The following is an 18,456-nucleotide window of genomic DNA, read 5'->3' as shown; positions in this document are numbered from 1 at the left end:
AAAGGTTAACCAGGCTGAATATGTGGAATAAGGTTAGAAGGATCACCATTCATACAAGGAGGAAGCCGATGATTATTTCCATCATTAACTTGATTTTCTATCTATTTGTCGTCACGATGAATTTTTTAGCCAATTTCCTGCCATTGAACGGCCAAACATCAGGAGAGATTTCCGATAAACTGGATGTCCTTTTCACTCCTGCCGGTTATGTATTTTCCATATGGGGCTTGATCTATTTCCTGCTCGCCATCTGGGTATTCAGGCAGTTTTTAAATCAAAAGAGCCCTGCATATAAGGCATCCTATCCTTGGTTTGCTTTAAGCTGTGTCTTGAATGGCGCTTGGCTTTTGGCTTGGCACTATGAACGCTTTTTGTTATCCGTATTCATTATCATTGCTCTATTGGCTACTTTAATGGTCATATATACAAAAATGAAAAAAGTGGATCATGATACTTTTGACCTATTTCCGTTTTCCGTATATACAGGCTGGGTAAGTGTTGCAACCATAGCTGACATTTCTTATTACCTCACCTATATCAAATGGGACGGTTTTGGAGCTTCCCGTATAACCTGGACGATCGTCCTGCTGATTGCAGCAACAGCCTTGGCCTTTGTCTTTGCAGGTAAAAACCGGGATTGGTGCTATCCTCTCGTATTCGTTTGGGCATTCATAGGCATCGGGATACGAAATAGCGACGCCTATCCGATAATCACAGACATTTCTTATATCCTGGCTGCCATCACTTTTATCGTATCCATCACCATCTTCATTCAAAATAGGAAGAACAAATAAGGTATATGTTACCCTAAAATGCTTGCTGAAGATCTTGCCAGATATCCTCCCAAGCCTCAAGGCCAACTGAGAGACGGACCAGCTGGTCACTGATGCCCATTTGTTCCCGTGAATCTTCAGGAACGGCAGAGTGCGTCATGGTAGCGGGATGCTGGATCAATGTTTCAGCATCACCTAGACTTACGGCAATTTTGATAAGTTTCAATTTATTGAGGAATTCCTGTGCATCCTGTTTTGTGCCATGCAGTTCGAAAGAGATAAGGCCGCCGCCATGTTTCATTTGTTTTTGCATTATATAATGATCCGGTGAAGCTACATCACCTGGATAATATACCTTTTTCACCTTTGGATGTTTCTTAAGTTCTTGAAAGATTGCCATTGCATTGGCCGAATGACGGTCCATCCTGACAGGCAAGGTCTTCAGCCCCCGTAATAGTAACCAGGCATCGAATGGTGAAATGATTCCACCGATATCCTTCTGTGTAGTCCCGGCTACTTGATTCATGAATTCCTTCTTACCGACGACAAGGCCTGCAACGACATCACCATGCCCGCAAAGATATTTCGTAGCGCTATGAAGGACGATATCACAGCCATATTCAAGCGGTCTCTGTAGGTAGGGAGTCGCAAACGTATTATCGACTACGACCGTCACATTATATTCCTTCGCAACTCTCACCACCATCTGTAAGTCAATCATTTTCATCGTCGGATTGATAGGGGTCTCCACATATATGCAGGTCGTTTCCGGCCGGATCATTTTCCTTACCTGTTCTTCTGAATCCATTTCACAAAAATCATGTGTGATGCGGTATTTATTTTTCATTAGCTGAAGGAGGCCAAATGTACAACCATATAGCCCCTGTGAGCACAGGATGTGGTCATCTGTTTTTGTTAACGCAAAAAGCACTGCTGAAACGGCAGCCATACCTGAACCGAAAGCAAGGCCAGCTTCCCCTCCTTCCAAAGCGGCAATCTTTTCTTCAAGTACTTGTACCGTTGGATTCCCAAGGCGAGAATAAATATATCCATCTTCCATACCGGCAAAACGCCTTTCCCCCTGCTCGGCATTTTCGAAAGTGAATGTTGAGGTTTGGAATAAGGGTGTTGCCAAGCTTCCTAAATGCTTCTTCGAGTCATATCCTTCATGGATGACTGCCGTTTCAAACTGTTTATACTTTCCTGTCATACCGTCTCCTCCTAACCTATGTCTATTGCTATCATATGTCAAAAAACCATATAAAGGAAGCGTTTTCATGCATCTTTATCCCCCATTAATGAACTCCTGAATTTAGAATCATTTCACAATCCAATTTTTATAATATCAAATGCTTTTAGGTGATAATATCCTGATCCTTATTGGATCATTTCTTTTTGAACGGCCCATTTGCCGAGGCATCCATGGTTCAATTTATTCAGCAATAACAGACACTTTTCTACTGGGAATTCTGCACAATGAGCAACTTTTTAATTTTTATATCTTAGCGGGCATTTGCGAAAAAAAAAGACAGCCGCCATGGCTGTCCCTTTTTTCGTATCATTCATCTACTACAATGTTTCCACCATAGAAGGTTACTCTCGTTAATGGAATCTCCAGTTCACGGGCCATTTTTTTCAACTCTCGCTCTTCTCTTTCCGTTACGATTGAAATGACAGTGCCATCTGCACCTGCACGACCAGTTCTCCCAGATCTATGGATATATTGTTCGATGTTGTCGGCCATATCAATATGAACGACAGCAGTAAGGCCTTTAATATCAAGCCCCCTTGCCGCTACATCCGTTGCTATCAGCATTGGGGATTTTCCCGAACGAAGCTTCCGCAACGCTTTCTCCCTGTCGACTTTATTGGATTCACCATGAAGCACGCCCATTTCAATACCTTTATAGCTCAGCTTTTCATGTAGGACGCTCAGCTCTGCTATATCATTCAGGAATGCAAGGGCCTTCACATCTTTAATTCTTGTGATTTTCTCGAGAATCTTGGACTTTTCCCGTCTCTCAACAACAAAGTAAAGATGGTCCACCTTTGATTCCATTTTTTCATGCTTATCTACCTTGATCATTACGGGTTCATTCATGAATCCCCGGGCCGCTTTTTCCGTTTCCTCCGGCAAGGTCGCTGAAAATACCATGATTTGCCGGTCTTTTAGCGTTGTTTTGATAATATTATTGATCGTTCCCATATGCTCTGGAGTGATCAATTGGTCACCTTCATCAAGTACTATCGTCTTAACTTCATGCATCTTCAATTTCTTTTGGGCAATCAATTCGTAAATACGCCCCGGTGTTCCAGCAATCACCTGGGGACGCTTCTTCAGTTTGTCCAACTGCCTTTTCACATTTGCACCGCCGATGAATGCTGCACCCGTAATGCCGCTTCCCTCTGACCAAATGCGAATCTCTTCATTGATTTGCATGACCAGTTCTCGTGATGATGCCAAAATCAAAGCTTGTGGCGATTTCTTTTCAGGGTCTACCTTTTCTAGCAATGGCAGTAAATATGCTAATGTTTTTCCCGTACCAGTCGGTGATTCGGCCATGATGTCTTTTCCCTCGACAATCACCGGTATCGCTTTCGTTTGAATCGGGGTAAGTTGCCCGAATCCGGACTTTTTCCAGACCTCTTGTATATATGCTTTTCTATCGTTCACTAATTCAGGTAATTCGCTCATATCTTTCTCCTTTAAAATATAACTTTTCCTATCTTTCATAGTACCATTTATTCTTGTCCAGTAGCCAATGGAATACGAATTGTAACCGTCGTCCCTTTGTTTACCTCACTTTCAAAATGCATTTCCCCGTGAAGCCGATGAACGATTTTCCGGCAAATTGCTAGCCCGATCCCTGTGCCCTTTTCTTTCGTCGAATAAAAAGGCTCACCAATCCGTTCAAGACGCTCCGGCACCATTCCCATTCCATTATCACTCACGCTGACCATTGCTTGTCCATCGACGGTTTGCAGCGATATATCAATTTTCCCATTATCCTCAATCGCTTCAATGCTGTTCTTGACGATATTGATTATCAACTGTTTAATTTCAATTGGATCAGCCATAATATAGATCGGTTCGGCGGTTTTAACGCTGAACCCCATTTCGATATTATTCAAATTCGTTTCCGCTTTCATCAACGTGAATACCTGTTGTAAACTGTCGGCAAGATCGATCCTGCGGTATGCTACATCCTGTTTCTTCCCAAGAATCAAAAGTTCACTTGAGATAATATTAATTCGGTCAATTTCCTTCAACATGATATCAGAATGCAGCGGGTTCACCTCCTGCGTCATATCCATTAACTGTACGAATCCTTTTAACGATGTCAGGGGATTCCGTATCTCATGTGCGACCGCTGCAGCCAGATGTCCGATTACAGATAGCTTTTCAGACATGATCATCAATTCCTCTTCGCGCCGCAATTCAGTAATATCCCGAACGATTGCATATACACCAAGCATTTCCGTGTGAACGATGATCGGTAAAAAGGTTACACGGATTATCCGCTCTTCATCACTGCCATTCTGGATGGTCGTTTCGAATTTTACAGCCTCCCCTTGAAGGGACCTTTTAAAGAATAAAGATACTTTATCACTTTCATTCCAGTTGAGGAGATGATTCGCATTCTTGCCTTTCAAATTGTCACTGTTATGACCTAATAGTTTTTCAGCTTCAGGGTTTATCGAAACGACATTTCCTTCGAGATCCAGCTCGAGGACACAATCCGGGTTATGCTTGAACAGCGACCGATACTGTTCATCCTTCAGAACGAATTCCTGCTGGGACCTTAACATTTTCCCCGTCCAATACCTGATTATGAAGTATAGGAAAATCCCGGTTATGAAAATGAACATCCACCCTTTCGAATGTTGAAACATTGCATATCTCTGAACATCTGCCCTTGCCTGTGTCATAGAGATGTAATCCGTAACGAAAATCCATAAGACCCCAATGATTATATATATAAAAGCCACTTTACATGCAATTTTATGAGATTGGTTCATATTTTTTCCTTTGTATTGTTTTTTGGTTTATTATTCCCAAATCACTCAAAAAAAGCCCTCATGTTTTCAACATAAGGACTCTATCGGTATTGTACCATATATATTACATTCATTGTTTTATATAGCTAAAAAAAACAGCACCATTTTAACGACCTTCAATGATCAAGAGAGGTTCTTAATGGCTTGATTGAATTCTTCTTCTATATCTTTTGTAGGCTTGGCCGATAATAAGCTGAAAACGACTACCGCTATTGAACCAGCGATGAATCCAGGAATGATTTCGTATACTTCAGCGAACTTATCGATCATATCCCAGATGATCACGGTTGCCGTACCGACAATCATTCCCGCCAGGGCTCCCCATTTCGTCATCCGTTTCCAGTACAGGCTTAACAGAATGACAGGACCGAAGGCCGCTCCAAAGCCAGCCCATGCATAACCCACCAATTTAAGGATCGTGCCGCTTGGATTAAAAGCCAATAATAGGGCAATGGCGGAAATCGCCAACACACCAAACCGACCTACCAGCACTAATTCCTTATCAGATGCATTCGGCCGAATGAACTGCTTATAGAAATCATCGGTCAAAGCACTTGCCGATACTAACAGCTGTGATGCAATCGTACTCATGACCGCTGCTAAAATAGCAGCCAACAAGAAGCCTGTAATTAAAGAAGGAAACAGTTCTTTAGATAAAATGATGAATACGGACTCAGCATTTTTTTCCCCTAAAGGGCTATTTGCCAGGTTAAAATAAGCTATCCCCACCAATCCGGTGAACATCGCTCCGACGATAGCAAAAATCATCCAGCTCATACCGATCCGGCGTGCACTTTTCAATTCTTTAACAGATGAAACCGCCATGAATCGAACGATAATATGAGGCTGCCCGAAATAACCAAGCCCCCATGCCAGAAGAGATATGATTCCAATGGTTGATGTTCCTTCAAAGACATGCAATAAATTCGGGTTGATCGATTTTATTTCATTGAAGGTAGGGTCCCAGCCACCAATATTTACAATCGTGACAACTGGTACTAGAATTAAGGCGATGAACATAATTGTCCCTTGTACGAAGTCGGTCCAGCTAACAGCCAGGAATCCGCCAAATAATGTATAAAGAATAACAACGCTCGCCGTCAGCCAGATGCCCCACCGATAATCCAAATTGAAAGCTGAGCGGAAAAGCTCACCGCCCGCTACCATGCCTGAAGATGTGTAAAAGGTGAAGAAAATTAAAATGACCGATGCTGATACCACTTTTAAGACCCTGGAGCCATCTTTAAACCGATTTCCCAAAAAGTCCGGAATCGTAATCGAATTCCCGGCCACTTCCGTGTATGTCCGAAGTCTTGGTGCCACGAATAACCAGTTTAAATAAGATCCCGTACACAGGCCGATGACAATCCAGCCAGCACTTAACCCGCTTATGTACATAGCACCGGGAAGACCCATCAACAGCCAGCCGCTCATATCGGAAGCCCCTGCACTTAATGCAGTTACAGCCGGGCCCAAGTTCCGGCCGCCAAGCATGTAATCGGTTAAGTTGGCCGTTTTCCGATAAGCAAAATAACCAATTAACAGCATGCCTGCCATGTATATTCCTATTGATATTATAATTCCATAATCCAAAAATGAATCCTCCTATTTATAGGTTAATTTTCATCTTGTAAGCTTATCAGAAAAAAAAACATATGTTAAGAAGTTCTTGCACCTTTGAACGATTTCACTTTCAATATAATTAAGAAAATTCATTTTATTAGATTAAATTATTAGGAGGAATACGCCATGCAATCCTATATCAATCAACCAGATGGAGTCTTTCCCTCTGTTTGCTCTCTAGACTGTCCTGATCAATGCGGTTTACTGTTGCACAAGAAAAACGGGAAAATCATTAAAGTTCAAGGGGATCCTGATCATCCAGTCACAAAAGGGAATATTTGCAACAAAGTCCGAAACATGACTGCCCGCCTATATGACCCCAATCGCTTAAAACAGCCATTAAAGCGCATCGGTCCGAAAGGAGAAGGGAAATTTGCTCCAATCAGCTGGGAAGAGGCCATTGACAAAATCACTTCCAAATGGAAAGACCTGATTGAAATGCACGGACCGGAAAGCATACTTCCCTACAGCTTTTACGGAAACATGGGCAACCTCAGTGCTGAGGGGATGGATCGCCGTTTTTTCCACAAACTCGGTGCAAGCATGCTCGAGCGTTCCATATGTAACGCGGCAGGCTCAGTCGGATACAACTATACAATGGGTGGTTCATTCGGCATCGATCCAGAAGAAACGATTCATACAAAGCTTTTCATCATGTGGGGCATTAACGCTGTGAGCACAAATATGCACCAAGTAACGCTTGCCCAGCAAGCCCGAAAAAACGGGGCCAAAGTAGTTGTCATTGACGTACATAAAAACCAAACCGGCAGGTGGGCAGATTGGTTCATTCCGATTCTGCCTGGCACCGATAGTGCGCTTGCCCTCGGATTGATGTATATACTATATGCTGAGAATCTAGTCGACCAGCCCTTTCTCGATGAATACACAGTGGGTGCTGCCGAATTGCGGGAACACGTCCGCCAATATGACCCTGCGACCGTCTCCGCGATCACTGGCGTTCCAATTGAAGACTTATATGAATTAGCCAGGATGTATGGCACCATAAGTCCATCATTCGTTCGGATAGGCAATGGCCTGCAGCACCATGACAATGGCGGCATGGCGGTACGTACCATTGCCTGCCTGCCTGCACTTACCGGCCAATGGATGACCGAAGGCGGCGGAGCCATCAAAGGGAATTCTGGATATCTGGCTTTTAATACAAATGCCTTGAGACGTCCTGATTTATTGCATAATAAAGCTACCCGGACCATTAATATGAACCAAATCGGTCAAGCACTTCTGGAAAAAGAAAACCCGATTCGCTCCATGTTTGTATACGGATCCAACCCTGCACTTGTCGCTCCGAATGCTAATAAGGTGCAGGAAGGCCTAATGCGGGAAGATCTATTCACAGTTGTACATGATCTATTCTTAACCGAAACGGCCATGTTTGCCGACCTCGTCCTCCCTGCCACATCATCTTATGAAACGGAGGATTTTTATAATTCATACTGGCATAATTACGTGCAAATACAAAAACCTGTAGTTGAAAAATATGGCGAGTCGAAATCGAATGTTGAACTGTTCAAACTGTTAGCTGCTGGAATGGGATTTGGGGAACAAGCATTTAGAGATTCAGAGGAAGATATGATACGTCAGGCGCTGGATTTTTCCGAAAACCCTCATTTAGAAGGCATCACCTATGACTCCCTTTCAAGGAATCAATTTGTTAAAGCCAAGATGCAGCCGATGTTCCCAGGAAAACTCCCGACACCAAGCGGTAAAATCGAACTTTATTCCGAACGGATGAAGCAGGATGGATACGAGCCTTTGCCAACATATACGCCAATCATAAAAGACAGCGACCTGCCATTTTTATTCATTCCGGCACCTAATCACAATTTCTTGAATTCAACCTTTTCGAATAATGCCAAACATATCTCCTTGGAAAAGGAACCGAAGCTGCACATGAATGCCGCCGATGCCAAAACAATGGGAATATCCTCTGGAGATATGGTTAAAATCTGGAACGATCGCGGTGAATGTTTACTTACCGCTGCTCCCGGTGAAAATGTGTTACCAGGCGTTCTTGTCAGCCAAGGCTTGTGGCAGAATACACCTGAAACAAAACAGCACATCAATTCCCTTACCCCAGATCGCCTCTCAGATATGGGTAATGGCGCCGTTTTCTTTTCGGGACGGGTTGATCTTGAAAAAGTCCACCAAAAGTAAATCAATGTATAGCAATCTTTGAATATATCTGCGCTTCCGGCATTTTATCTGCGATTTTCGGAGTTATATCTCCGATTTTTGATATTTATCTGCGCTTCCACAAAAAAAGGCTGTTCCACAAGGAACAGCCTTTTCGTCAAGCCATTTATTCTTCATCAAACCAGCCTGTTGGCTGGATATCCAAGTTGTTATTGATTTGCTTCACTTCAGTGTAAGCCTCATAACCGAAAGTTCCCAGTTCGCGTCCATTTCCGCTTTGCTTGAATCCTCCCCACGGAGCTTCGTTATAAGTCGGATGATATGAGTTTATCCACGTGATGCCGGCACGCACTTTTTTAATGACACGGTACGCCTTTGCGATATCATTCGTGAACACCGCTCCCGCTAAACCATATTTCGTATCATTTGCCAGTCGAAGTGCTTCCGCTTCATCCTTGAACTTTTGAACGACAAGCACCGGTCCAAAAATTTCTTCCTGCACAATCCGCATGTCCGGTGTCGTATCAACAAAAATAGTAGGTTCGACAAAGTAACCTTTATCCAAGCCTTCTTCTTTCATTCGATTTCCACCGACGATTATTTTGGCACCTTCTTCTTTTCCGATTTGGATATACGATAATATTTTGTTCATATGGGCTTCTGAAACGATAGGTCCCATCTGGCTGCTTTCATCAGAACCTGAACCTACTTTGATCTTTTTCGCCTTCGCAGTAAGACTTGCAATGAACTGATCGTATATGGACTCTTCCAACAGTAAACGAGAGCCTGCTGAACACACTTGTCCTTGATTGCAGAAAATCCCGTATAGAGCATAATCAACAGCCGTCTCAAAGTCAGAGTCCGCAAATACGATATTAGGAGATTTCCCGCCGAGCTCCAATGTCACTTTCTTTAGGTTACCAAGTGATGCCTCCATGATCTTACGTCCTGTTGCCGTTCCTCCTGTAAAGGCCACTTTATCGATTTCCTCATGTTCGGCAATGGCTTGTCCGACAACTGGGCCTGCTCCTAACACAAGGTTTGCGACACCTTTTGGCAATCCGACTTCATCCATGATTTCGAATAGTTTGACCGCTGTCACAGGGGTGATCTCAGATGGTTTGAACACAACGGAATTCCCTGCAGCAAGCGCCGGGGCGAGTTTCCACGCTGACATCATTAGCGGAAAATTCCATGGTACGATCTGCCCGCATACACCGATCGGTTCCCTTACGACCATCGCTTGCTGACCGTCAGGAACTTCAAAAGTTTGACCAGTCGGTTTAGTAGCCAATCCTGCATAATATCTAAAACAGGCTGCTGAATCTGCTATATCATAACGAGCCTCACGCAATGGTTTCCCATTATCCAATGTTTCCAACGCAGCTAATTCTTCAGCTTTTTCTTCTATTTTGTCGGCTATTTTGAATAAAATGCGAGCTCTTTCCACTGCAGGAGTTCCCCACCAACCACCTTCATAGAAAGCATATTTTGCTGCCTCGACCGCTGCATCCACATCTTCCTGTGTTCCTTCCGCAGCTTTGGCAATAATTTCCCCCGTAGCCGGATTCAATACGTCCCTCTTCTCCCCTGAAGTCGAATTCACCCATTCCCCATTGATGAACATCTTTAAGTCCAGTGCTCCCGTTCCTTCTTTTTTCGTATTATTTTGCAAAGTTTCCTGCATATAAATTCCTCCTCGGTTTTAAGTTATCTACCTATATATAAGATATGAGCAAGATTCATGCCAGCTTGAAATAATAGGTAACACACGTTTTTTTACTCTTTCCTGTCTCATTTAAATTCAATCGTGAATTACCTATTCATTTTTGCATAACCTATGAGAAATCCTTCATCTTAACCTCTATCAAGATACATAGAAAAATTCAGCTCAAAAAAAAGAGATGAGCAGATGCTCACCTCTTTTCTGATTAATTTCGGTTAATAATGATCAGTTTCATTTCCGTCATTTCTTCAATGGCATATTTTAACCCTTCGCGGCCCGTCCCGCTTTTTTTGACTCCGCCATACGGCATGTTGTCGACACGGTAAGTTGGGATATCGTTAATGATAACACCGCCGACTTCCAACTTTTCTGCGGCAGAAAGAGCCAGATTGATATTTTCCGTGTAAATCCCGGCCTGCAATCCGAACTCGGAATCGTTGACCAAGTCAATCGCTTCCTCAACAGAAGAAACCTTATTGATCAAAACAATGGGAGCGAAGACTTCCTGGCAAGATACCTTAAGCATTGCATCCACCTCCAGCAACACAGTCGGATGCAGGATATTTCCTTCAGATTTACCTCCTGCAGCAACGATCGCACCGTGTTGTTTAGCTTCACCAATCCAATCCAGGCTTCGCTGTACATCACCAGCACTGATTAATGCCGAAATGTCCACAGACGGGTCCAAAGAATCTCCTAGTTTCAAGCCATTCGTTGCTTCTATGAATTTTTTGACAAACTCATCATATACCTCTTCATGAACATATGCGCGCTGTAAGGAAATACAGACCTGCCCTTGAAAAGCGAATGCTGCCGATACACAGCGTTGAATGATTTTATCGATATTGATCCCTTTATCAACGATGACAGCCGCATTCGAACCTAGTTCAAGACTCACTTTCTTTAATCCTGCCTTATTACGGATTCCGATTCCGACAGCCGGACTTCCAGTAAATGAAATGCTCTTCACCCGTGAATCGGTGACTAATTTATCACCAATAACCGAACCGCTTCCGGTAATTAAATTAAACGCACCTGCCGGCAAATCAGTTTCGGCTAATAGTTCAGCAAGAAATAGCGAAGATAGCGGTGTTTGGCTCGCAGGTTTCAGGACAAGTGTATTTCCGGCAGCAATGGCCGGGCCTACTTTATGGGCAACCAAGTTCATCGGAAAATTAAAAGGGGTAATCGCACCCACAACGCCTAGTGGCTCACGGACTGTGTATCCTATCCTTCCTTCTCCGTCAGCTGTAGCATCCATCGTCAATGTTTCCCCATGAATCCTTTTTGCTTCCTCTGCTGCAAATTTATATGTGGCAATTGTCCGGGATACTTCAACCATTGCCGTTTTGATCGGTTTCGCTGCCTCTTTAGCAATAATTTCAGCTGCCTCATCTTTGCGGCTCTCCAAAAGGCTTGCAAGTTTTTCAAGTATTGCAGCGCGTTTATGACTAGGTAAAGCTGCCATTGTTTTTCTAGCTTGGTAGGCTGATTCTATTGCCAACTCTACATCTTCTAGGCTTGCAGAAGGAATCTCCGCCAGAACTTCCCCGCTATAGGGAGACTTTAGTGTCGTGAACTTTTCAGCTTCTTGCCATTTACCATTAATGAATAGTTTCTTTTTCAGTGTTTCCGTCATGACCATCACTTTCACCTCTTATAAAATTTCTTTTTCGACAGCAGTAAATGTCTCATCAAGGATTTCAATTATTCTTTCGACTTCCGATTTAGTAATGATTAAAGGCGGTGCGAATACGAGTGTATCTTGGTCAAACGTAACAGACCGGCAAATCAAACCATTCTTTGCCGCTTCTGCAACCAGTCTTGGAGCAAGCTGTGTTTCAAAGCCTTCGCCTGTTTGTTTGTCCTTTACGATGGAGATGCCTCCAATTAATCCAAGTGCCCTGACATCACCAATAATCGGGTGTTTGCTTTGAAGCTTCTTAAAGCCGGCAAGCAACTCTTCACCACGCTGTTTCGAGTTTTCTATCAAATTTTCACGTTCAATTATTTCAATATTTTTCAAAGCAACCGCACATGCCATAGGATGGCCACTGTATGTGTAGCCGTGTAAAAGCGTGCCTTTTGAAAGGGCAATGAAATCCTGATGCATCTTATCATTCAGGACGACCCCGCCTAACTGTGCATATCCGCTCGTCACACCTTTTGCGAAGCACATCATATCAGGTACAACACCAAAGTGTTCAATCCCAAAATAAGTCCCTGTTCTTCCGAAACCTGTTATGACTTCATCCGTCACCATTAAAATGCCGTATTCATTACAAATCTCTCTTACTTCCTTAAAATAGCCTTCTGGAGGAAGGTTCACGCCACCAGCACCTTGAATCGGTTCAGCAATAAATGCTGCAATCGTTTCCGGCCCTTCCTGTTCTATGACCTTACGCAACTCCTCAATCGAAGAACCGTCCACATGGTAAAAATCCGGTGCGATTGAATTCGTGAAGTCTCGGAACGGCTTCAGTCCAGTCGCACTTGTAGCTCCCATTGCCACTCCATGATAGGATTTCGAGCGGGAAATGATTTTTTGACGATTAGGCTGCCCTTTCAAAAGCCAGTAATGACGAGCAAGTTTAATGGCCGTATCATTCGACTCCGATCCACCTGAAGTGAAGAAAACCGCATTCAGATCCCCAGGTGCAATGGAAGCGATTTTGGCCGCCAACCGGATTGCCGGCTCATTGCTGAAAGTGGCGAAACTTGAGGTGAAAGCTAGCTTCGTCATTTGTTCCTTCGCGACTTCAGCCAACTCTTCTTGTCCATGTCCAATATTCACATTCCAAAGTGAAGCCATGCCATCAATTACAGTCCTGCCCGTGACATCCGTAAGATATATTCCCTTCCCTTCCTTAAAGATGAAACTTGGACCATCTGCCTGCTGTTGCTCGATTGCCGTAGTCGGATGAATAAAATGCTTTTTATCCAAATCGATTAATTCCTGAATACCCGTCGTTTCTTTTATCATGTAAAAAACACCCTTCTCTTGTAGTGGATTTTTTCAAGCTAGTTTATTTTTTATTTATATATTTAGATATTGCAAGATGCATGCCAAATTATATGTGCCTTATATTAAAGGTATTCAAGTTAAAACGATTCACATATAAATCATTAGGAGGTTGCTTTGATTCATATATAAATCATTCGATTCGTATTCGAATCACCCAACGCCCATTCATTAGAATAAATAATAAATACTAAATTACAAGTCCCTCAGTTGATGTTATAAAACCTGACACAAAACGTTGAATTTTCGGAAGATTTGTATTATTATCATGTTAATATTTTTCCATCCCTCTTGAGCCGCCATGTTAATCTAAACGAAAGAAGTTGATATATATGCAGGTAGGATTTGAACTGTACCAAAAACAAACCTTGAAATTGTCATTAACCCCTGAATTACAGCAATCGATAAAGATCCTTCAATATTCGACCCATGAACTAATAGATTTCCTAAACCGACAGGCTTACGAAAATCCCGTTCTTGAAATAAGCTTTGAAGACCCCCTCGCATCACTTTCTGAATCCAGCATTCGTATATCTAAAATAAATTCTCTGAAACGGTCCTCTAAAAGTAAAAGTTTCAACGGAGACAATGATTACAACCCTATCAACAATTATTCAATCAACACAGAAACACTGGAAAGCCATTTGCTGGAACAGTTGAGTTTACTCAGTTCGTTGAAAGCAATTGAAAGGAAGGTTCTCAAATTTTTAATTGGAAACTTAAATGAATATGGGTTTCTTGAATTGGATGCCAATTGGACTGCCTCGCATTTTTCCGTGTCCGTCGAAGAAATAGAAAAAATGATTCAAGTTTTGCAATCCCTTGACCCGATTGGAGTCGGCGCTAAAGATCTGAGCGATTGCTTACTCATTCAGCTGCGTGAGCATGAGAATTGCAATGAACTGGCGTATAAGATCGTTGGAAAGCACTTAACGGACATAGCAGAAAAACGCTACAGAAAAATTGCCGCCCTATACAAAGTGACCATTCAGGAAGTACAAGAAGCGGCGGATTTCATCCGTACGTTAAACCCGCGTCCCATCAGTCACTTTTCCAATGATTTGACTCATTACATCATTCCGGACGTTTACGTGGAAAAAGAAAAAGAAGGTTTTCTGATAACGGTCAATGATAGCTGCACACCTAAGCTTTCCATCAGTCCTATCTACAAGGACCACATCGCTCTGAATCCTGTCAATCCAGCTAAAGATTATATAAAAGGGCACATAAATGATGCCCAATTACTTTTAAAAGGGCTCGAACAAAGGCAAATGACTCTTTACAAAGTGGCAGCGGCAATAGTGGACGAGCAGCAAGAGTTTTTCATGAAGGGAATTACGGGGTTAAAGCCTATGACACTGAAAGACATTTCGGAAAAACTTCAGGTTCATGAATCAACAATCAGCAGGGCGACGAGCAATAAATATATCCAGACGCCGCATGGCCTCTTTAAACTTAGGAACTTCTTTACTAGAGGGGTTAATAGCGTGAACAGCCAAGCAACCGAATCAACGACCACCATCAAAGAAAAAATAAAGGTCTTGATTGCCGCTGAAGATAAGATAAAGCCTTTTTCAGATCAGAAACTTTGTCAAATATTCGAAAATGAAGGGATGAAGATTTCCCGCCGCACTATTGCAAAATATCGTGAAGATCTCGGTATACCGGGATCTTCAAAACGGCGCAGATTTTAAAATCAAACCAAATTTTGTGTCCATATTACGGAATGACGCATTTTAAAAGACTCTTACTAAAGATGTATCCATCGTAAGGGTCCTCTATTTTTCCATTGCTCCACTTCTATTTTTTGTAAAAAAGTCATGACTCTAAACAAAAAACCCCTGATACAGGGGCTAGAATCATAATATATCGTTTTATTTATTACCCCATTTATCTTTGAAAATAAGTTCATCCATCGGCCTTCTTTTTTCCCAATTAGCAAGTTCAAGAATGGGTTTATCCGGATATTGATCCGTATAGCCAATCGACAAGAGTGCGACGGGTTCTACATGCGGCGGAATCTCCAAAATATCACGAATATCATTTTTCTTATAAAAGCTTACCCATCCCATTGCCAATCCTTCCGCACAGGCAGCCAGCCACATATTTTGAATCGCGCAGGCTGTGGATAGGATATCCGTTTCCGGAATGGAATTCCTCCCTAAAACATGGGAGCCGCCCCGTGTCGGGTCGCATGTAACACAAATGGTGTAAGGTGCTTCTTTTAACCCTTCCACTTTCAAACTAAGAAACTTATTTTCTTTATCGCCTTCATAATGAATGGCGAGTGCCCTTCTTTCTTTATCCGCTGCCCATGCCAAACTGGTCTTGGTTTCCTGAGATGAAATCACGATGAAACTCCAAGGTTGCATGAATCCCACAGACGGCGCATGATGTGCAGCATCCAAAATTCTGCGGAGTATATCCTTTGAAATGGGCTTAGGCAAAAAACTCCTGATATCCCTTCGGTTATAAATGGCTTTATATACGGCAGCTTGTTCTTCATTAGTAAACATAGTTTCCCCCCAAGTTTCCGGCATTATTTAAACATACATATAATTTTATAGGTAAACCCTTACAATTAAAAGCAAGTTCCAGAAATCCACGGATTCAGCTCGTTCCGTCCACAACAAGATCCGCTCTTTCTTGAGGCCTTTGCGCACCCACATAAAGGTCTTCATGCACCATCCAATTATCCTCCCACATTTGCCGCGTTTCTTCACCATCCCGCTCAAGCCCCCGTTTCAAACGCTGATCACGGGGACATTCCACCCAAATCGTGAAATCATGGTACCCTGCCAATTCTTTACGGATGGAATATGTGCCTTCTATAATAACAAGGCCTTCAGCAGGAACATCATGCCATTCTGCCAAAGTGTCCGTTTCCCAATCATACCTTTGATACCTTGCTTCCCGTCCATTTATAAGCGGTTTCATAATTTGATTAAACACCCGCTCCCAATCATAATCCGCACCAATCTGCTTTTGGGATGGAGGCAGTTGGAACCTATTCGATGATGGCAAATAAAAATCGTCCATATGAACGACCGCGCTACCCGGACACTCAGCTTGGATACGGGAAGCGAGTGTACTTTTTCCAGATCCACCCCGTCCGTCTATGGCCAATATATATGGAGATCGTTTATTGGAAATTTCGTGAATTTCAGCTATAAGACTGCTAATTGTATACTGTCCAGCAAGTGTTGGAAAATTCATGAGCATTCCTCCTATACTACTTTATTTCTATTCATCCTCCCTCAAATTCCTTCCTTGAGAGGATTAAAATGAAAAAAACTGGAAGGAGGTGCTGGCAATGTTATCGAATGACCATTGAATTGAATCCGCCATTCGGATTTACGATCGAAGACGATATCGAGTCAGCAATAAAATGGCTCATCTGCAGTTTGCTGCCAATTCGGATTTGCCAAAAAAAATGAATTGGCAGATGACGATCCGTTTCTAGACTTTGTTTTCCAAATGGATACTAAAGGCCAATCCCCAGCCGGATTTCCTTTTCTGCGAGCATCACGGCTATCTTATCCTGGATTGCCGTAATGCCTTTTTCTTCTACAAAATTATTCAAGATGATCGAAAATATGACTTTTTCCCCTCTTTTGGTCGTAACATAACCTGATAAGGAGCTCGTTCCTGAAATCGTCCCTGTTTTAGCTCGAACATTCCCGGCTGCATAAGTCCCTTTCATCCTCTTCCTTAGCGTACCGCCCACCATCCGATTTTCGTTGCCTGCAATCGGCAAAGCGTTCAAGTATGCAGGAAACCACGTTTTTTCCTGTACGGCATACAGCAGTTTCGTTATTTCATTCGCTGGAATCATATTGACTTGGGAAATTCCAGATCCATCACGCATCATGATCGTTTGCATATCAAGACCCATGCTCTTCAGCTGATTTCGAGCAACCTTCAAACCATCCTTCCAACTTCCCTCCCCTTCTGCCTCTTTGCCCATTTCTTTCACCAAAACCTCGGCATGGCTGTTATTGCTCAATTTCATGAAAGGTATAAGCAGTTGTGAAAGCGGCATGGACCGATGAGTGGCAATCATGTCCGCCCCTACTGGCGTTTTCCCTTTTTTCCTTTTTCCCAACACTTTAATTCCATGTTTGTTCATTGAGTTTTCAAATAGGCTTAAGGCATATTCTGTGGGATCTTTCACCGAGATCCACTCTTTGGTCACCCCGGCATGCTCCGGAATGGTTCCGGTCACCGTAATGACTTGTGTGCCATGAGACCGTTCGACTTCAATTTTCTTATTGCCATCTTCCGATTCGGTTTTTGTTTTGTTGATGACCTTCACATAATCCGTTTCCGGCTTCAGCTTCACCGTTGCCCTTTTACCAGCCTTTTTCCCTGGGGATATCTCCACGATGATGGTTCCGGTATCGTAGTCTTCATTCGGGGAAGCCGTTAAAGCTGAAACGGCCGCCCCGTAATATTCCTGTTCATCGCTCCAAACTAAATCTTGGGAATAACGAACATCGTCATACCAAGAATCATCGCCTATAAGATCCCCATGAACCACCTTAACTTGTTTGTGCTTCAGTGAAGCTGCAAGCTCATCGAAATCCTTTTCCAATAACGTCGGATCCCCTTTTCCCTTCAGGTACACATCGCCCTGCAGAACATGGCCAACTTGCACTCCTTTTATGTATAGTTCCGTTTGAAAAGCATGATCTTCCCCTAAAGTTTCCAGCGCAGCTGCTGCAGTCAATAGCTTAAGGTTCGAAGCAGGCCGTAATCTTGTTTGCGCCCGCCGTTCATAAATCATTTCCCCCGTTTCTGCTGAACGGATGGAAATTCCCGTTAACGCGCCAGCCAATCCCGGCGATTCATCCAATATTTGTTGAATTTCCTGCCCTAGGTTTCCATCATCATTCGCAGCCTGCATCGATTCTCCATTAAAAAAACAGATCAAAAACAGGAAGAATATAAAACTCAACTTCCTTTTGTATGTCAAACCTATCACTCCCACTCTAAAAGCTCACCACTTCTATCTTGTCCAATTTACAGTCATATAAAAAGAAAAGATCCACTAGAGGTATTTATTTATACATACTCAGGAAACTGGAGGATTATTCGTC

General features: G+C 42.9%; 14 protein-coding genes. 4 read left to right on the top strand and 10 right to left on the bottom strand.

All coding sequences use genetic code 11. From position 1 onward, the window contains the following. Positions 1 to 68 precede the first annotated feature (68 nt). On the top strand, positions 69 to 794 hold the full coding sequence (locus JNUCC41_RS11895; RefSeq protein ID WP_192207751.1) for a TspO/MBR family protein: 726 nt from the start codon (positions 69 to 71) through the stop codon (positions 792 to 794). A gap of 13 nt (positions 795 to 807) precedes the next feature. Here the strand turns inward: JNUCC41_RS11895 and megL are convergent, their stop codons facing one another. The 4 genes from megL to putP all read right to left on the bottom strand — a co-directional run bounded on the left by megL (position 808) and on the right by putP (position 6,425). Next, the gene (gene megL, locus JNUCC41_RS11890; protein ID WP_192207750.1) at positions 808 to 1,983 is read right to left on the bottom strand and encodes a methionine gamma-lyase; all 1,176 of its coding nucleotides are present in this window, start codon (positions 1,981 to 1,983) and stop codon (positions 808 to 810) included. A gap of 348 nt (positions 1,984 to 2,331) precedes the next feature. Continuing rightward, positions 2,332 to 3,468 (bottom strand): DEAD/DEAH box helicase, encoded by a 1,137-nt coding sequence (locus tag JNUCC41_RS11885; protein ID WP_192207749.1) that lies wholly within the window; start codon positions 3,466 to 3,468, stop codon positions 2,332 to 2,334. Between the two features lie 47 nt (positions 3,469 to 3,515). Beyond that, complete coding sequence (locus tag JNUCC41_RS11880; RefSeq protein WP_192207748.1) at positions 3,516 to 4,793, bottom strand: ATP-binding protein; 1,278 nt, start codon at positions 4,791 to 4,793, stop codon at positions 3,516 to 3,518. A 162-nt stretch (positions 4,794 to 4,955) separates the two neighbouring features. After that, positions 4,956 to 6,425, bottom strand: coding sequence for a sodium/proline symporter PutP (putP, locus tag JNUCC41_RS11875; protein ID WP_192207747.1), 1,470 nt, complete (start codon positions 6,423 to 6,425; stop codon positions 4,956 to 4,958). A 156-nt stretch (positions 6,426 to 6,581) separates the two neighbouring features. Between putP and JNUCC41_RS11870 the strand changes: the two genes are divergently transcribed. Further along, positions 6,582 to 8,630: a molybdopterin oxidoreductase family protein gene (locus JNUCC41_RS11870; RefSeq protein ID WP_192207746.1), complete on the top strand. Its 2,049-nt coding sequence runs from the start codon at positions 6,582 to 6,584 to the stop codon at positions 8,628 to 8,630. Between the two features lie 145 nt (positions 8,631 to 8,775). Here JNUCC41_RS11870 and JNUCC41_RS11865 read toward each other — a convergent pair whose 3' ends face one another. The 3 genes from JNUCC41_RS11865 to JNUCC41_RS11855 all read right to left on the bottom strand — a co-directional run bounded on the left by JNUCC41_RS11865 (position 8,776) and on the right by JNUCC41_RS11855 (position 13,318). Continuing rightward, complete coding sequence (locus JNUCC41_RS11865; protein ID WP_192207745.1) at positions 8,776 to 10,296, bottom strand: aldehyde dehydrogenase family protein; 1,521 nt, start codon at positions 10,294 to 10,296, stop codon at positions 8,776 to 8,778. Between the two features lie 244 nt (positions 10,297 to 10,540). Then, complete coding sequence (locus JNUCC41_RS11860; RefSeq protein WP_192208138.1) at positions 10,541 to 11,974, bottom strand: aldehyde dehydrogenase family protein; 1,434 nt, start codon at positions 11,972 to 11,974, stop codon at positions 10,541 to 10,543. A gap of 18 nt (positions 11,975 to 11,992) precedes the next feature. Further along, entirely contained in the window at positions 11,993 to 13,318 is a 1,326-nt protein-coding gene (locus JNUCC41_RS11855) for an aminotransferase family protein (protein ID WP_192207744.1), read from the bottom strand. 371 nt (positions 13,319 to 13,689) lie between these two features. Between JNUCC41_RS11855 and rpoN the strand changes: the two genes are divergently transcribed. Continuing rightward, entirely contained in the window at positions 13,690 to 15,051 is a 1,362-nt protein-coding gene (gene rpoN, locus JNUCC41_RS11850) for an RNA polymerase factor sigma-54 (protein WP_192207743.1), read from the top strand. 180 nt (positions 15,052 to 15,231) lie between these two features. Here rpoN and bluB read toward each other — a convergent pair whose 3' ends face one another. Beyond that, positions 15,232 to 15,873: a 5,6-dimethylbenzimidazole synthase gene (gene bluB, locus JNUCC41_RS11845; RefSeq protein WP_192207742.1), complete on the bottom strand. Its 642-nt coding sequence runs from the start codon at positions 15,871 to 15,873 to the stop codon at positions 15,232 to 15,234. Positions 15,874 to 15,967: 94 nt separating this feature from the next. Further along, on the bottom strand, positions 15,968 to 16,573 hold the full coding sequence (locus JNUCC41_RS11840) for a uridine kinase family protein (protein ID WP_192207741.1): 606 nt from the start codon (positions 16,571 to 16,573) through the stop codon (positions 15,968 to 15,970). A gap of 68 nt (positions 16,574 to 16,641) precedes the next feature. Between JNUCC41_RS11840 and JNUCC41_RS11835 the strand changes: the two genes are divergently transcribed. Next, on the top strand, positions 16,642 to 16,794 hold the full coding sequence (locus JNUCC41_RS11835; RefSeq protein ID WP_192207740.1) for a hypothetical protein: 153 nt from the start codon (positions 16,642 to 16,644) through the stop codon (positions 16,792 to 16,794). A 47-nt stretch (positions 16,795 to 16,841) separates the two neighbouring features. Here JNUCC41_RS11835 and dacB read toward each other — a convergent pair whose 3' ends face one another. Further along, a complete protein-coding gene (gene dacB / locus JNUCC41_RS11830) occupies positions 16,842 to 18,263 on the bottom strand; it encodes a D-alanyl-D-alanine carboxypeptidase/D-alanyl-D-alanine endopeptidase (RefSeq protein WP_192208137.1) in 1,422 nt (473 codons plus the stop codon). Positions 18,264 to 18,456 lie beyond the last annotated feature (193 nt).

Source organism: Brevibacillus sp. JNUCC-41 (assembly GCF_014844095.1).
Taxonomy (GTDB): domain Bacteria; phylum Bacillota; class Bacilli; order Bacillales; family DSM-1321; genus Peribacillus; species Peribacillus aracenensis.
Note: the sequence above shows the minus strand (reverse complement) of the source record. Positions and strands in the feature narration are given on the sequence as shown.

Bases quoted from the DNA above. Each gene is read 5' to 3' on its own strand.
- JNUCC41_RS11840 (WP_192207741.1), bottom strand. From the start codon at position 16,573: ATGAATTTTCCAACACTTGCTGGACAGTATACAATTAGCAGTCTTATA.
- rpoN (WP_192207743.1), top strand. From the start codon at position 13,690: ATGCAGGTAGGATTTGAACTGTACCAAAAACAAACCTTGAAATTGTCA.
- JNUCC41_RS11885 (WP_192207749.1), bottom strand. From the start codon at position 3,468: ATGAGCGAATTACCTGAATTAGTGAACGATAGAAAAGCATATATACAA.
- megL (WP_192207750.1), bottom strand. From the start codon at position 1,983: ATGACAGGAAAGTATAAACAGTTTGAAACGGCAGTCATCCATGAAGGA.
- bluB (WP_192207742.1), bottom strand. From the start codon at position 15,873: ATGTTTACTAATGAAGAACAAGCTGCCGTATATAAAGCCATTTATAAC.
- JNUCC41_RS11865 (WP_192207745.1), bottom strand. From the start codon at position 10,296: ATGCAGGAAACTTTGCAAAATAATACGAAAAAAGAAGGAACGGGAGCA.
- JNUCC41_RS11855 (WP_192207744.1), bottom strand. From the start codon at position 13,318: ATGATAAAAGAAACGACGGGTATTCAGGAATTAATCGATTTGGATAAA.
- JNUCC41_RS11835 (WP_192207740.1), top strand. From the start codon at position 16,642: ATGAAAAAAACTGGAAGGAGGTGCTGGCAATGTTATCGAATGACCATT.
- dacB (WP_192208137.1), bottom strand. From the start codon at position 18,263: ATGCAGGCTGCGAATGATGATGGAAACCTAGGGCAGGAAATTCAACAA.
- JNUCC41_RS11860 (WP_192208138.1), bottom strand. From the start codon at position 11,974: ATGACGGAAACACTGAAAAAGAAACTATTCATTAATGGTAAATGGCAA.
- JNUCC41_RS11895 (WP_192207751.1), top strand. From the start codon at position 69: ATGATTATTTCCATCATTAACTTGATTTTCTATCTATTTGTCGTCACG.
- JNUCC41_RS11870 (WP_192207746.1), top strand. From the start codon at position 6,582: ATGCAATCCTATATCAATCAACCAGATGGAGTCTTTCCCTCTGTTTGC.
- JNUCC41_RS11880 (WP_192207748.1), bottom strand. From the start codon at position 4,793: ATGAACCAATCTCATAAAATTGCATGTAAAGTGGCTTTTATATATATA.